At 72.2% G+C, this 14248-nt stretch carries 13 protein-coding genes; 9 read left to right on the top strand and 4 right to left on the bottom strand.

Annotated elements, in window-relative coordinates; genetic code table 11:
- Window position 1 precedes the first annotated feature (1 nt).
- The 6 genes from ML5_RS21045 to ML5_RS21070 all read left to right on the top strand — a co-directional run bounded on the left by ML5_RS21045 (window position 2) and on the right by ML5_RS21070 (window position 6855).
- A complete protein-coding gene (locus tag ML5_RS21045) occupies window positions 2-565 on the top strand; it encodes an NADH-quinone oxidoreductase subunit J (RefSeq protein ID WP_013476062.1) in 564 nt (187 codons plus the stop codon).
- Window positions 562-864: an NADH-quinone oxidoreductase subunit K gene (locus ML5_RS21050; protein ID WP_013476063.1), complete on the top strand. Its 303-nt coding sequence runs from the start codon at window positions 562-564 to the stop codon at window positions 862-864. The genes ML5_RS21045 and ML5_RS21050 overlap by 4 nt, the downstream gene beginning before the upstream one ends.
- The gene (locus ML5_RS21055) at window positions 861-2801 is read left to right on the top strand and encodes a proton-conducting transporter membrane subunit (protein ID WP_013476064.1); all 1941 of its coding nucleotides are present in this window, start codon (window positions 861-863) and stop codon (window positions 2799-2801) included. Before ML5_RS21050 ends, ML5_RS21055 begins: the two co-directional genes overlap by 4 nt.
- A gap of 4 nt (window positions 2802-2805) precedes the next feature.
- Window positions 2806-4296 (top strand): NuoM family protein, encoded by a 1491-nt coding sequence (locus ML5_RS21060; protein ID WP_013476065.1) that lies wholly within the window; start codon window positions 2806-2808, stop codon window positions 4294-4296.
- A 3-nt stretch (window positions 4297-4299) separates the two neighbouring features.
- Entirely contained in the window at window positions 4300-5709 is a 1410-nt protein-coding gene (locus ML5_RS21065; protein WP_030271518.1) for an NADH-quinone oxidoreductase subunit N, read from the top strand.
- A 144-nt stretch (window positions 5710-5853) separates the two neighbouring features.
- Entirely contained in the window at window positions 5854-6855 is a 1002-nt protein-coding gene (locus ML5_RS21070; protein WP_013476067.1) for a C40 family peptidase, read from the top strand.
- Between the two features lie 79 nt (window positions 6856-6934).
- On the opposite strand, the gene ML5_RS21075 is transcribed toward ML5_RS21070, so the two are convergent.
- Window positions 6935-8467: a multicopper oxidase family protein gene (locus tag ML5_RS21075; protein ID WP_013476068.1), complete on the bottom strand. Its 1533-nt coding sequence runs from the start codon at window positions 8465-8467 to the stop codon at window positions 6935-6937.
- A 152-nt stretch (window positions 8468-8619) separates the two neighbouring features.
- On the opposite strand from ML5_RS21075, the gene ML5_RS21080 reads away from it, so the two are divergent.
- Complete coding sequence (locus tag ML5_RS21080; RefSeq protein WP_013476069.1) at window positions 8620-9312, top strand: response regulator transcription factor; 693 nt, start codon at window positions 8620-8622, stop codon at window positions 9310-9312.
- Window positions 9309-10424, top strand: coding sequence for a cell wall metabolism sensor histidine kinase WalK (locus ML5_RS21085; protein ID WP_013476070.1), 1116 nt, complete (start codon window positions 9309-9311; stop codon window positions 10422-10424). Before ML5_RS21080 ends, ML5_RS21085 begins: the two co-directional genes overlap by 4 nt.
- 22 nt (window positions 10425-10446) lie before the next feature.
- On the opposite strand, the gene ML5_RS21090 is transcribed toward ML5_RS21085, so the two are convergent.
- A complete protein-coding gene (locus ML5_RS21090) occupies window positions 10447-10665 on the bottom strand; it encodes an SHOCT domain-containing protein (RefSeq protein ID WP_013476071.1) in 219 nt (72 codons plus the stop codon).
- An 84-nt stretch (window positions 10666-10749) separates the two neighbouring features.
- Window positions 10750-10968 carry a DUF2933 domain-containing protein gene (locus tag ML5_RS21095; RefSeq protein WP_013476072.1) on the bottom strand — a complete coding sequence of 73 codons (219 nt, stop codon included), beginning with the start codon at window positions 10966-10968 and terminating at the stop codon, window positions 10750-10752.
- Window positions 10969-11166: 198 nt separating this feature from the next.
- On the opposite strand from ML5_RS21095, the gene ML5_RS21100 reads away from it, so the two are divergent.
- A complete protein-coding gene (locus ML5_RS21100) occupies window positions 11167-13335 on the top strand; it encodes a heavy metal translocating P-type ATPase (protein ID WP_085983677.1) in 2169 nt (722 codons plus the stop codon).
- Here ML5_RS21100 and ML5_RS32570 read toward each other — a convergent pair.
- A complete protein-coding gene (locus tag ML5_RS32570) occupies window positions 13316-14242 on the bottom strand; it encodes a hypothetical protein (protein ID WP_201766705.1) in 927 nt (308 codons plus the stop codon). The genes ML5_RS21100 and ML5_RS32570 overlap by 20 nt on opposite strands.
- Window positions 14243-14248 lie beyond the last annotated feature (6 nt).

Raw genomic sequence — 14248 nt, forward strand, 5'->3', positions numbered from 1 at the left:
GGTGGTCACCCACGTCGTGTTCTGGGCCCTGGCGGTTGTCGCCGTGCTCGCCGGCGCTGCGGTGTTCGTCGTCGACTCGATGGCCCGCGCCAGCTACGCGCTCGCCGTGTCGTTCATCGCCGTCGGTCTGCAGGTGCTGCTGATGCAGCAGAACTACGTCGGGGTGGTGACGATCCTGATGATGGTCATGGAGATGGCCGTCATGGCGGTCTACATGGTCATGTTCATGGGCATGAACCCGGCGCTGATGCCGATGAGCATGGTCCACGACAACCGGCACGCCCTGGCGGTGTCCATCGGCGTGTTCGTCCTGCTGGCCGCCGGGGTGCTGCTCGTGCCGTGGCCCACGCGGCGCGGTGCCCCGCCCGTCGACGTCACCGAGGCGTTGGGGGAGGAATTGATGGGTCCGAAGATGCTGGTCATGACCGGCGTTGGGGCGGTCATGGCGGTGACCATCGTCGCCGGCGTGGTCCTCGCCGCCCACCGGACCCGCTACGACCGGTTCGGCGACGACCTGCGCCGGCGACCGGCCGACGACCCGCAGCCCGGAGGGGTCGGCCGATGACCCTGCAGACCGTGCTGCTCGTCGCGGCCGCGCTGTTCAGCGTCGGCCTCTACGGCGCCCTGTCCCAGCAGGTCGTCGTCATGGTGATGATGGGGCTGGAGCTGATGCTCAACGGTCTCATCCTGGCCGGCGCCGGATTCTGGTGGTTCCTCGCCCCGCACCCGTCCGGGCAGGTCCTGCTGCTGGTCATCATCACGGCGATGACCGTCGAGATGGCGATGGGCTTCGCCGTGGCCACCCACCTGCACCGGGTACGCCGCACCGACATGACCGACATGGCCGCGGACCTGTCCCGATGAACGGGCTTGCGCAGGCGGCGCTCTGGTCACTGGTGGCCCTACCGGCTGGCGTCGGCGCGTTGCTCGCGTTCGACCGGCGGGCTGACCGGCTCGCGGCACCCGTCGCGCTCACCGTTGCCACCGGGTCGGTGGCCCTGTCGGCGGTGGTCGGGGTGGCCCGGCCGCGGGTGGCGGCGCCGTTCCTCGCCGGCACCGAGTTCGCGCTCGCCGTCGACGGGCTCGCCGCCCTGGTGCTGCCGATGTTGACGGTGGTCACCCTGCTCGTGCTACTCGCCGCAGCAGGGGAGATCCGCCGCTCCCGGGCCCGCTTCCACGGCCTGATGCTGCTCTTCGCCGCCTCCGTCGCGCTCACCGCCACCGCGGCGACGCTGCCCACCCTGCTGTTCGCCTGGGAGATCATGGGCGCCGCCTCGTACGCCCTGATTGGGTTCTGGTGGCGCGACTCCGACCGGGTGTCCGCAGGCCTGACCGCGTTCGTCACCACGCGCGCCGCCGACCTGGGCCTCTACCTCGCCGCCGGCGCGGCCCTCGCGGGCGGCGCCGGTCTGGCGTTGCGCGATTTGCCCGACAGCAGCCCCGGCTGGCGGCACCTCATCGCCGCCGGGATGCTCATCGCCGCGCTGGGCAAGGCCGCGCAACTGCCCTTCTCGTTCTGGCTTTCTCGGGCGATGGCCGGCCCGAGCCCGGTCAGCGCGCTGCTGCACTCCGCGGCCATGGTCGCCATGGGCGGTTACCTGCTGCTGCGCGTCGAGCCGCTGCTGGCCACGACCGGGTGGGCGGGCCCGGCCACCATGTGGGCCGGAGCGGTGACGGCGCTCCTGCTGGGGGCGGTGGCGGTCGCCCAGCGGGACCTCAAGCAACTCCTCGCCGCCTCCACCTCCGCCCAGCTTGGTTTCGTGGTGCTAGCCGCCGGGGCCGGCGGGATCGCGGGCGGCGCGACGCACCTGATCGCGCACGCCGCCACCAAGGCCTTGCTCTTCCTCGCGGCCGGAGCTTGGCTGACGGCGCTGGGCACCAAGCAGCTCGCCGGGCTGCGCGGGGTCGTCGCTCGGTGGCCGTGGGTCGGGTGGACGGCAACCGTCGGTGCGCTCGCGCTCGCGGGGATGGCGCCGCTGTCGCTGTGGGCGACCAAGGACGAGGTCCTCGCGGCGGCCCTCGAGCAGTCGCCGTGGCTCTACGCGGTGGGGTTGGCCGCGTCGGCGCTCTCCGCCGCCTACGCGGGGAAGGTGCTGGTGGTCATCTGGCGGCGGGTCCCCCCCGACCAGCAGGCCGACGTCGACGCCCACCGGGACGAGGAGGAGACGGCCACCAGGCGGGTCGGCGTCCTACAGCAGGCGCCGCTGGTCGCGCTCGCGATCGGTGCGGGGTTCGCTGGCCTGCTGGCTCTGCCACCGGTCGGCGCCACGGTCGCGCGGACCGTCGGGCAGCCGGAGAAGTTCCACGTGTCGCTGCCGGAGCTTGGGGTGTCGGCGGTGATCGCACTGGTCGTCGTCCTGGCGGTCGCCCGCCGCCCGATCCCCGAGCCGCGCTGGGCGCTGCACTGGCTCGGGCTGGAGCCCGCAGCACGAGTCCTGGTCGTCCGACCGACGCTGCGCTGCGCCGAGGCGTTGGCCCGTTTCGACGACCGGGTCTTGGACCGGGCCGCGGTAGCCCTGGCGCGCACGGTGCTGAGCCTGTCCCGCCGGGCCGGCTCGTTCGACGACCGGGTCCTCGACCGGGGCGTCGAATTCGCCTCGGCCCGGACGCTACGGATGGCCGCTCGGGCCGGCCGGGCCGACGACCGGTGGCTCGACGGGGCGGTGGAGGCGTTCGCCGCCGGGATGCGCCGGCTCGGGCAGTTCGCGCGCCGGCCGCAGACCGGACAGCTCTACCAGTACTACCTACAGGCCGTCGTGGTGCTCCTCGTCGGTGTCGTCGTCCTCGTGGTGTTGGGGTGAACCCGTGCTCAGCGTGATTGTCTTCCTTCCCCTGTTCGCAGCGGTGGCACTGGTCGCGCTGCCGCGGCTGGGAGACACCGCGGCGCGCTGGACCTGGATCGCCGTGACCGCCGTCGATCTCGCGTTGATCGCCGTCGTCTGGTGGCGTTACCACACCCCGCCGACCGGTGAGCTCGCCTTCGCCGAGCGGGCGGCGTGGATTCCCGGCGTGAACAGCAGCTACCACATCGGTGTGGACGGGCTCTCGCTGCCGCTGGTGGTGATGACCGCCGTGATCTTCCTGGCCTGCGCGGTGTACGCACTGCACGAGCGACACCGGCCCCGAGGGCAGGCGGCGCTGTTTCTGTTCCTGCAGAGCGTCAGCCTCGGTCTGTTCGTCGCCGCCGACCTGGTCCTGTTCTTCGTCTTCTTCGATCTGTCCATCGTCGGCATGTACTTTGTCATCGCCGGCTGGGGCCATGGCAACCGGGCACACTCGGCGCTGAAGTTCTTCCTCTACACCTTCCTCGGCTCCCTCGCGTTGCTGGTTGGGTTCATCGGCCTGTACGTCGCTGCCGCCCCGCACACGTTCGACATGCCGGAACTCGTCGCCACGCCGCCGTTGCAGGGCCGGCCGGTCGCGGGTGGGCTGGTGCTGGCGGCGATCCTGCTCGGTCTGGCGGTGAAGACGCCGACCGTGCCCTTCCACACCTGGCTGCCGCCGGCACACACCGACGCACCGGCCGTCGGCTCGGCGGTCCTCGCCGGGGTGCTGCTGAAGATGGGCACCTACGGCTTCGTCCGCATCGCCATGCCGATGCTCCCGCAGGCGTGGAGGGCGTGGGCCTGGGTGGTCGTCGTCGTCGGCGTCGTGTCGGTGCTCTACGGGGCGCTCGTCGCGCTGGCCCAGTCCAACGTCAAACGCATGATCGCGTACACGTCGGTCAACCACATGGGCTACATCGTCCTCGCCGTCGGCGTGGCCGGCCTGGTCGCCGCCGACACCGCCCAGGCTCGCGGCGTGGCGGTCGTCGGGGCGGTCACCCAGATGGTCAGCCACGGCCTGATCACCGCGGCGCTGTTCCTGCTCGCCGGCGTCCTGCGGGACCGCGCCGGCACCTACGACATGCGTGACTTCGGCGGGCTCGGCGCGCCCGCGCCGACCTTCGCCGCGCTGTTCGCCGTGGGTGCGTTCGCCTCCCTCGGCCTGCCCGCCTTCTCCGGCTTCATCGCCGAGTTCCAGATCTTCACCGGCAGCGTCGCCGCGGCACCGGTCACCGCCGTCGCCGTGCTCGGCATCCTGATCACCGCGGCGCTGTTCCTCCGCGCGCTGCAACGCGTCTTCACCGGCGACACCACCGGCAGGTCCATCGGGTTCACCGACCTGCGCGCCCGCGAACTCTGGTCGGTCGGGCCGCTGCTGCTGCTGTCCCTGCTGATTGGGGTGCTGCCGCGCCCGCTGCTCGACGTCATCGAACCGGCAGCCCACGCCGTCGTCGGCCTGCTCGGGCGGTGACCGGTGGAAACGGAGATGATGCGACCGCTGCTGCTGGTCCCCGAGATGCTGCTCGCCGGCGGCGCCCTCGCCGCTCTGATCGGCGGTTCCTTCGTCCCCCGCCACCGGCAGTGGATCATCCGGATCTTCACCGCCGTCGTGCTCGTCGCCACGATCGTCGTCGCCGCGATCCAGTTGGGCGAGCCGGCGACGAGCGCCTTTGACAACTCGTTCGCCGTCGACACGGCCACCGGGATCGCCCGCATCCTCGCGGCGTCCGGCACCCTGCTCATCCTGGCGATCGCGGCCGACGAGATCTCCGGTACCGCGCGGGAGAGCGAAACCTACAGCCTGCTCCTGTTCTCCACCGCCGGCGCGGTGCTGCTGGCCGGGGCGAACGACCTGCTCGCCCTCGCCGTCGGGTTCCTGCTCGCCAGCATCCCGCTCTACGCGCTGATCGGTCTTGCCCACACCGCTGCCGGCGCCGAAGCCGCGCTGAAGACGTACCTGTTGGGAGCCTTGTTCGGGATCCTGCTCCTGCTGGGCGTCACCGTGCTGACCGGCCTGTCCGGCACCACCACCTATCCCGAACTTTCGCAGCGCCTGCCGGACATGCCCCGCGGGGCGGTCGCGGTCGCTGCGGTGGCTCTCCTCGCAGGGCTGATGTTCAAGGCCGGCGGCGTACCCGCGCATTTCTGGGTGCCCGACGCCGCGCAGGGCACCTCCGCCACCGCGGCGACGTTCCTGACCACCGTTCCGAAGATCGGCGCGCTGATCGCCGTCTTCCGACTCGCCGGCGTCCTTCCCACCTCCGTGTCCTGGGCGGTCGCGGTGGCTGTCGTGGCAGCCGTCAGCATGACCCTGGGAAACCTGGCCGCCTACTGGCAATCGGACCCACGCCGGCTGCTCGGCTGGTCCACCGTCAGCCAGGTCGGGTTCCTGCTCGTGCCCATCGTGGCCATTGGACGAAGCGACCTGGCACTGCCGTCGCTGCTGCTGTACCTGGCCGGCTACACGGTGACGAACATCGCCGCGTTCGCGGTCACCGCCGCCCTTCCGGAGCACCGCGACCTCACCGACTTCCGGGGCCTGGCCTACCGGCGGCCGGGGCTCGCCGCGGCCCTGCTGGTCGCCCTCCTCGGCCTGGTGGGCACCCCGCCGACGGCGGTGTTCGTCGGCAAGCTCACCACCGCGACCGCCGCCTGGGACGGCGAGTACGCCTGGCTCGCCGTCGTCGTGTTCGTCAACAGTGTGCTCAGCCTCTTCTACTACCTGCGCTGGATCGTTCCCGTGTACCGAGAGCCCGGCGACTCGGCGGTGACCTCCGAGGCCGTCCTGCGGCGCGTCACGGCGCGGACGGCCATCCTCGCGTCGGCCGTCAGCCTGGCGCTGGGGCTGGTGGCCGGACCGCTCTGGTACGTGGTCAGCCGCTAGCCCTCGGTGACACTTTGGCTGCTCGGGCCGTCCCCTCTTCAACTATCGGCCAATAGTAGGTAAGGATGTGGGCGAACCCGCCGCGGGTGGGGCCGCTACCGCGCAGCCCCGCCCGCTTCCCAAGGCCAGAAGGAGTCCGTGCTGGTGGCATCCCTGCCCCTTCGCCGTCCCCCCGCGAGCCACCCGCCCGTCCGTCGCGGCGGGCTGGCCCGCCGTGCACTCGTCCTGCTCGCGGCCGCTGCGCTCGGCGCCGGGCTCCTGGCGGCACCGGTCCACGCCGCGCCCTCGGCGGACGAGATCGAAGCGCAGATCGACAAGCAGTGGGAACAACTCGAGCCCACCATCGAAGGCTTCAACAAGGTGCGGGCCCAGCTGAAGGTCAACCAGAAGAAGGCGGCGGACCTCGAGAAGAAGATGGCCCCGCTGGAACTGGAGTCCGCGCTGGCGATGAACCGGGTCGGCGCTATCGCCGCCCGGTACTATGTGCGGGGCCCCTCGCAGGAACTGGGTGCCCTTCTGGTGAGCACCAAGCCTGGGACCCTCGCCGAACAGTTGGTGATCCTCGACCGGCTTGCGGCCCAGCAGCACCAGGAAATCGCCGGTGTGCTGGCTGTCCGCGACCGGTACCAGGCGCAGAAGAAGAAGCTGGACGAGCTGATCGCCGCGGAGGTCAAGCAGCAGGACGAGTTGGCGGCGAAGAAGAAGCAGATCGACGCCGAGATCAAACGCCTGACCGCGTCGCTGCCGAAGACGACGGTGAAGGTAACGGGCTGCCCCACTATCAGCGGCGTGGTCAGCAGCGCCGCGCAGACGGCGATCCGCGTCGCCTGCCAGCAGGTCGGCGACCCGTACGTCTGGGGGGCCGACGGCCCGGACGCTTTCGACTGTTCTGGGCTCACCCAGTACGCCTACAAGGCCGCGGGTATCTCGCTCACTCACTTCACCGGCGCGCAGTGGAACGAGGGTCGGCCGGTGTCCCGGGCCGACGCCCGCCCCGGCGACCTGATCTTCTTCTTCAGCGACCTGCACCACATGGGGCTGTACCTGGGTAACGGCCTGATGGTGCACGCGCCGCGGGCCGGTAAGCCGGTCAACGTCCTGAGCATCACCTACATGCCGGTCGCCGGCTTCCGCCGCGTCACCTGAACCGTCGGTCGATGACAGGAGGCTCCCATGGCCGAAGGCCGCGGGAGCCTCCTGTCACCCCGGGGGATAGGTCAGGCTGTTACTCCTGGTACGCCAGGTTGATCATCATGCCGGTCTCGGCGTGGTAGATGTTGTGGCAGTGGGTCATCCACTGGCCCGGGTTGGTCGCGTCGAACTCGACCGCGACGGTCTGCTTCGGCACCACGATCACCGTGTCCTTGCGGACGCCGGTGTCGGTGACGGCGAACGTGTGGCCGTGCACGTGCATGGGGTGGAACATCGTGCTTTGGTTGACGAACTCCAGCCGCACCCGCTCGCCCTGGCCGACCAGCAGCGGGTCGAGCTTGTCGGTGGTGGTGCCGTTGATGGTCCACCGGTAGGGCATCATCGAGCCGCCCAGTTCCAGGCGGTGCACCCGATCGGCCTTGCGGCGCTCCAGTTTGACGGCGTCGGCAGGGCTCAGGCCGCCGGTGAGCAGCACTCGGAGGTCCAGCTCCGCAGGGTGGACAGTCGCGGCCGGCGGGCTGCCGGCGCCGGTGCGGACCACGGCCACGCCTTGGCCGCTCTTGCCTTCGGCGACCGCGACCAGGGGAAAGACGCCGTCGCCGAGGTCCACGGTGACGTCCGCCCGTTCCCCCATGCCGAGCACCAGGGCGTCGCAGGTGGTGGGGGTGACGGGGAAGCCGTCGGTGTGGGTGACGGTGAGACGGTGGCCGCCGAGGGCGATCCGGAACGCGGTGTCGGAGGCGGCGTTGACGAGGCGGATCCGCACCCGCTGGCGCGGTCGACCGGTCAACGTCACCGGGGCGTCCGGTGCCCTGCCGTTGATCAGATAGTGCGGGTAGACCACGTCTCCTGCCCCACCTAGCAGGGGCGAGGTCATGCTCTCCATGCCGCCCATCGACATGCCGCTCATGCCGCCGTGCTCCATGCCGGCCATGCCGTTCATGCCGGCCATGTCGTCGTGGCCGCCCATCGACTGCAGCGACGCCAACACGTCGTCGGGTGTGCGGCCGGTGCCGTCGACCCAGTCGTCGAGCACCACGATCCACTCCTGGTCGTACCGGCCGGCCTCGTGCGGGTCGTCGACCACGAGCACACCGTAGAGAGCGCGGTCGAGCTGGACTCCCGAGTGCGGGTGGTAGAAGTAGGTGCCCGGGTCAGGGGCGGTGAACTCGTAGGTGTGCGTTCCGCCCGCAGCGATCGACCGCTGGGTCACTCCGGGCACGCCGTCCATGTCGTTGCGCAGCGCGACGCCGTGCCAGTGCACGCTCGTCTCGGTGGCCAGACCGTTGGCCACCTCGACGCGGAGCACGTCGCCGGCCCGCGCGCGCAGCAGCGGACCCGGCGCGGAATCCTGGTAGCCCCAGGTCTGCACCTGCCGGCCGCCGAGGTCGAGGGTGACCGGGCGCGGGTTGAGCCTCGCGGACACGGTGCGGGCGCCGGCCCGCCGTCGCGCTGCCTCGGTCCGGGCCACCAGGTCCCCGCCCGGAGCCACGAGACGGGGGTCGAACAGCCCGCCGGCCCAGGCGGCGGCGCCGGCCGTGCCGGCGATACCGACCGTGCCGGCGATTCCGGCCAGCAGTCGTCGGCGGGTGAGGGTGGGGGACATGGCTGCTCCTTCGGCTGCGAGGAACCCTGTCTGCAGCCTGACCTTCGCCGCGGGCCGACGGCCACGTCGCACGGCTTTCTTCAGTGAATCTTCATGAGCGATCGCCGGTGACCTGGGTCCGCCCGGCCTGACCGGCAGGGCAGGATTGGCCCATGGGTGTACGTGTGCTGGTGGTCGACGACGAGCGCAGCCTGGCCAAGGTCGTCGCCAGCTATCTGGAGCGCGACGGTCACGAGGTGAGCTGCGTCTTCGACGGCCGGTCGGCGGTCGCGGCCGCCCGGCGGGACCGGCCCGACGTGGTGGTGCTGGACCTCGCCCTGCCGGGCCTGGACGGCATCGAGGTCTGCCGCCAGATCCGCACGTTCACCGACTGCTACGTGGTCATGCTCACCGCCCGCAGCGAGGAGGTCGACAAGCTCATCGGCCTCGGCGTCGGCGCGGACGACTACCTGACCAAGCCGTTCAGCCCGCGCGAACTCGTCGCCCGGATCCGCGCCATGCTGCGCCGTCCCCGCGCCGCCGTGGCCCCGGCCGCGGAGCAGTCGACCCGGACGGTCGGCGGGCTGCGGGTCGACCTGGCCGGCCGTGAGGTGTACGTCGACGAGCAGCCCGTGGAACTCACCCGGACGGAGTTCGACCTGCTTGCCGCGTTGTCCGCGCAGCCGGACACGGCGCTGCGCCGCCGGCAGCTCATCGACGCGGTGTGGGGTGCCGACTGGGTCGGCGACGAGCACCTCGTCGATGTGCACATCGCCCACCTGCGCCGCAAGCTCGGCGACGATCCCGCCGGGCCCCGGTTCATCCGCACCGTCCGCGGCATCGGCTACCGGATGGGGCGGGGATGAGACGACAACTGGGACTGCCGGGCCGGCTTCTCGCCGCCCAGGCCCTCGTGGTGCTGGTCGGCGCGGGAACCCTCGGCCTGGTGGCGGCCGTGGTCGGGCCGGCGATCTTCCGGAGCCATCTGAGGCGGGTGACCGGTCCGGTCGACCCCGGGACCGCTCATCACGTCGAGCAGGCGTACGCCTCGGCCAGCGCCCTCGCCCTGGGGGTCGCGATCGCCGTATCGCTGCTCGCCGCCCTCGCCGTCAGCGCCTACCTGGCTCGCCGCCTTGCCCGACCGGTCACCCAGTTGGCGACCGCCGCCGCGGACGTCAGCCGGGGCGACTACGCGGCACGGGTCAACGGTCCCGGCCTCGGTCCGGAGTTCGACACGGTCGCCGCCGCCTTCAACACGATGGCCGCCCGGCTGGCCGACGCGGAGGCGACCCGCCGCCGTCTGCTGGCCGACCTCGGCCACGAGCTGCGTACTCCGTTGGCCACCATCGAGGCGTACGTGGACGCGGCCGAGGACGGGATCGCGGTCGAGGGCGAGGACACCTGGACGGTGCTGCGGGCGCAGACCACCCGGCTGCGCCGTCTGGCCGAGGACGTCGTCGCGGTGTCCCGCGCAGAGGAGCACCAACTCGACCTGCGCCCCCGACCGGTCGCCGTCGGTGAGCTGGTCAGCGCTGCCGTGGCCGCCGCCCGGCCCCGGTACGCGGCGAAGGGCCTCACCCTGCACGAGCAGGTGGCACCGGACGTCGGAGTGGTCGACGCCGACCCGGTACGGATGGGGCAGGTGCTGGGCAACCTCCTCGACAACGCCCTGCGCCACACCCCACCGACCGGGCGCGTCAGCGTGCACGCCACCCGGGCTGCCGACGAGGTGCGCGTCAGCGTCACCGACACGGGAGACGGCATCGACGCGCGGCACCTGCCGCACGTCTTTGAACGCTTCTACCGGGCGGACGCCGCCCGGGACCGCGAGCACGGGGGATCGGGCATCGGGTTGGCCGTCGCCCGCGCTATCGTGACCCAACACGGCGGCAGGATCACCGCCGCCAGTGAGGGCCCCGGCCGGGGCGCGATGTTCACCGTCGCCCTGCCCGGCGCAGGGCCCGCCGCAGGCAGCTGACGAAGCGCGTGGGGGAGGCCCGTCAGCGCAACCCGTCCAGCCTGCGGCGGTACTCCTCGTCGTCCAGCTCGCCACGGGCGTAGCGCTCGGCCAGGATCCGCCGGGCGGAGTCGCCGTGGTCCGTCGCGCGTCGGCCGGTGCCGACCGTGAGCCAGACCGCCGCGACGATGATCACGGCCAGGACCAGCCAGCCGACCATCATCAGACCCATCGGCCAGAACCAACCGTTGCCATCATGCATGTGGGTCACGTCCTTTCCGCTGTCGGACCCTGCTGTTCTCCTGGACCTGACGGCGTCGCCGGCATACCCGTCGCCGCTGCCGGCTCACCTGACCGACGAATTCGTCTCCGACGGGCCGCGGCGCTCGCTGCCACCGGAGTGACCGCTGTGGTCACCGTGGCCGCCGTGCATGAACAGCATCATCAGCGGGCAGGCGAGCGCGAGCAGCCCGTACGCCACCGAACGTGCCGGCACGCCGATCGCCAGCGCCCCCGCGATGAGGATCACCAAGGCGGTCACGTACAACGGCAGATGTCGCCTCATCACCGGTCTCCTTTCTCGTAGCTCCCAAACCGAGCCTGCTCCCGGGTTCCGCCGGGCGGCAGCGCCTACCGGCCCCGGCCGTACGGTCGAAGGTCCTACCCCCTCCGGGTAGCGGTAACAGGAAGCGCTCAAGACCACGTACCAGCAGCCTTGCCCTATACCCCCTAGGGGTATATGTTCGAGGCGGAGGTGGACCTCATGACACGCCACGACACCCACCATGCCCCGCTCGCGACGGCACCCGAGCACCCGCACCCCGCTCACGGCCACGTCGCCGAGCGGCACGCAGATCACACGCCAGAGCGTCGCCCGCCGGATCAGCCCCAGCACCACGACCACCACGGGGGACACGGCGGCGGACACGACAAGCACGCCGGGCACGACCCGGAGCAGTTCCGGCGCAAGTTCTGGCTGAGCCTGGCGCTGACCGTGCCGATCGTCGCCACCAGCCACATGATCATGGACTGGTTCGGCTACACCCTCGACTTCCCCGGCATGACCTGGGTCGGGCCCGTCCTGGGGTCCCTGGTCTTCGCCTACGGCGGCTGGCCGTTCCTGGCCGGCGCCGTTCGGGAGGTCCGCGACCGGGCTCCCGGCATGATGCTGCTGATCGCGATGGCGATCACCGTCGCGTACGCCGCCTCGCTGGCCACGAGCCTGGGTGCGTTCAGCCTCGACTTCTGGTGGGAACTCGCCGCGCTGGTCACCATCATGTTGCTCGGGCACTGGCAGGAGATGAAGGCGATCGGGCAGGCCCAGGGCGCCCTGGCGGCCCTCGCCGCCCTGCTGCCCGACGACGCCGAACGCCTCGACGACGCCGGGCAGCCGCACCGGGTGCCCGCCGGCGACCTGCGCGTCGGCGACCTGGTCCTGGTCCGCTCCGGCGGCCGGGTTCCCGCCGACGGACGGATCGTCGACGGGGCCGCCGAACTCGACGAGTCCATGGTCACCGGCGAGTCCCGGCCCGTGCCCCGTACGGTCGGCGACAAGGTGGTCGCCGGCACCGTCGCCACCGACTCCACCCTGCGGGTCCGCGTCGACGCCGTCGGCGAGGACACCGCCCTGGCCGGCATCAGCCGGCTCGTCGCCCAGGCGCAGGCGTCCGCCGGCCGCGCGCAGGTGCTCGCCGACCGGTTCGCCGCCTGGCTGTTCTACCTCGCCACCGCCGCCGCGCTGATCACCTTCGGCACCTGGTGGGCACTGGGCGACGTCAACGAAGCCGTGGTCCGTACGGTGACGGTTCTGGTGATCGCCTGCCCGCACGCCCTCGGGCTGGCCATCCCGCTGGTGATCGCTCTGTCGACCGCGGTGTCGGCGAAGGCGGGCATCCTGGTCAAGGACCGCATGGCGCTCGAACGCATGCGCGGGGTGGACGCGGTGCTGTTCGACAAGACCGGCACCCTGACCAAGGGCGCCCACACCGTCACCGCCACCGCCGCCACCGCCGGGCTCACCGAGGACGAGGTGCTGCGGGTCGCCGGCGCGGTGGAGGCCGACAGCGAGCACCCGCTCGCCCGGGCCCTGGTGCGGGCAGCCCAGGGGCGCGATCTGGTTGCCACGGCGCGGGACTTCCGCTCCCTGACCGGACGCGGCGTCCAGGCCGTCGTCGACGGCACGTCCTACGCGGTCGGCGGTCCGGCGCTGTTGCGGGAGCTCGGCGCCACTGTGCCCGCGGACCTGGCGGACGCCAGCGCACGCTGGTCGGCCCGCGGCGCGGCCGTCCTGCATCTTCTGCGGCTGCCGACGGACGGCCGACCCGAAACGATCGGCGCGTTCGCACTGGAGGACGAGGTCCGGCCGGAAGCCCGGGAGGCGATCACCGAGCTTCGGGACCAGGGCGTCAAGAAGATCGTGATGATCACCGGAGATGCCCGCCCGGTCGCCGAGGCGGTCGCCGCCGACCTGGGCTTCCGTCCCGGTGTGGACGAGGTGTTCGCCGAGGTGCTCCCGGCGGACAAGGACCGCGCGGTCGCCGACCTGCAAGGGCGTGGCCTGACGGTGGCGATGGTCGGCGACGGGGTCAACGACGCCCCGGCACTCGCCCGCGCCGACGTCGGCATCGCGATCGGCGCCGGCACCGACGTGGCGATCGAGTCCGCCGGTGTCGTCCTGGCCTCCTCCGACCCGCGTGGCGTCACCGGCGTGATCCGGCTGTCCCGCGCGTCCTACCGGAAGATGGTGCAGAACCTGGCCTGGGCGGCCGGCTACAACGTGGTCGCGATCCCCGTCGCGGCCGGCGCGCTGGCGTGGGCGGGCGTGGCGCTCAGCCCGGCGGTCGGCGCGGTGCTGATGTCCGCCTCCACCATCGTGGTGGCGCTCAACGCACAACTGCTCCGACGGGTCCGTCTCACCCCCGGACGCCGTTGAACGTCCCGCTCTGGCCCGGCCGGCTTGCCGTCGGCCGGGCCAGAGCCGGCACGAGGGATCCGGGCGGCGACACGGACCGCCGGTAGGCGACCGCGACGGCCAGGGACAGCACCACGATCCACCCGGAGGCCAGCACCAGCGCGCCGAGTTCGTCGAACCCCCGGGTCAGCGCGCCGTCGAGGAGAACCCTGACGCTGCCGTAGCCGGGCAGCGCCTTCGCCCAGGACGGGGGCTGGGAGCGCAGCATCGGGCTCTGGCTGATGCCGAGGTCGAGGAAGGGCAGCAGGAACGCCATGAACACCCCACCGACCCGGCCGAAGACCGGCGCGAGCAGCGCACCGACGAGCGCGTACGTGCCGGCGACCAGGATGTTCCCGGAGGCGTACACCGGCCAGCGGACCGCGTCGAACACCGACGCCGTGGTGGCCAGCGACACCACCGTGGCCAGCAACGCCGCGGCGGCGAGCACCCCGAGCCGGCCGGCCAGCAACGCCGCCGGACGCAACCCCGCCAGGGCCGCGCGGCGGTCGCCGGCGCGGCTGTCCAACAGCGTGAACAGGCCGGCCAGCGCCGCCAGCGAGGCGACCGCGATGGGCGCCATCGTCGCCCCGTGCACCTCGGGCATCGGGTAACTCCCGGCCAGCCGCCGGCCGTGCTCCCGCACCGTCACCGTGATGGGCTGGTCGGGAGTGATCGCGTCCGCCAGCAGGATGAAGATCACCGGCACCGCGACGTAGAGCGCCCACAGGGCCGGATTGCGGTGGGCGTCGCGCCACGCCGCCCGGCCGGCGCCCGCAAGCTGGGCCCGCCACCCGCCCGGCCGCTGCCGGCGACGGGGCTGCCCGGCGCGGCGGGTACGCCGCACCGCGAGGGTCCAGGCGACCGCGACCGCCGCGACGGTCCACACAAGGGC

Origin of the sequence: Micromonospora sp. L5 (assembly GCF_000177655.2) — a bacterium.
Classification (GTDB): domain Bacteria; phylum Actinomycetota; class Actinomycetes; order Mycobacteriales; family Micromonosporaceae; genus Micromonospora; species Micromonospora aurantiaca.

Bases quoted from the DNA above. Each gene is read 5' to 3' on its own strand.
- ML5_RS21050 (WP_013476063.1), top strand. From the start codon at position 562: ATGACCCTGCAGACCGTGCTGCTCGTCGCGGCCGCGCTGTTCAGCGTC.
- ML5_RS21055 (WP_013476064.1), top strand. From the start codon at position 861: ATGAACGGGCTTGCGCAGGCGGCGCTCTGGTCACTGGTGGCCCTACCG.
- ML5_RS21075 (WP_013476068.1), bottom strand. From the start codon at position 8,467: ATGTCCCCCACCCTCACCCGCCGACGACTGCTGGCCGGAATCGCCGGC.
- ML5_RS21080 (WP_013476069.1), top strand. From the start codon at position 8,620: ATGGGTGTACGTGTGCTGGTGGTCGACGACGAGCGCAGCCTGGCCAAG.
- ML5_RS21085 (WP_013476070.1), top strand. From the start codon at position 9,309: ATGAGACGACAACTGGGACTGCCGGGCCGGCTTCTCGCCGCCCAGGCC.
- ML5_RS21090 (WP_013476071.1), bottom strand. From the start codon at position 10,665: ATGCATGATGGCAACGGTTGGTTCTGGCCGATGGGTCTGATGATGGTC.
- ML5_RS21095 (WP_013476072.1), bottom strand. From the start codon at position 10,968: ATGAGGCGACATCTGCCGTTGTACGTGACCGCCTTGGTGATCCTCATC.
- ML5_RS21100 (WP_085983677.1), top strand. From the start codon at position 11,167: ATGACACGCCACGACACCCACCATGCCCCGCTCGCGACGGCACCCGAG.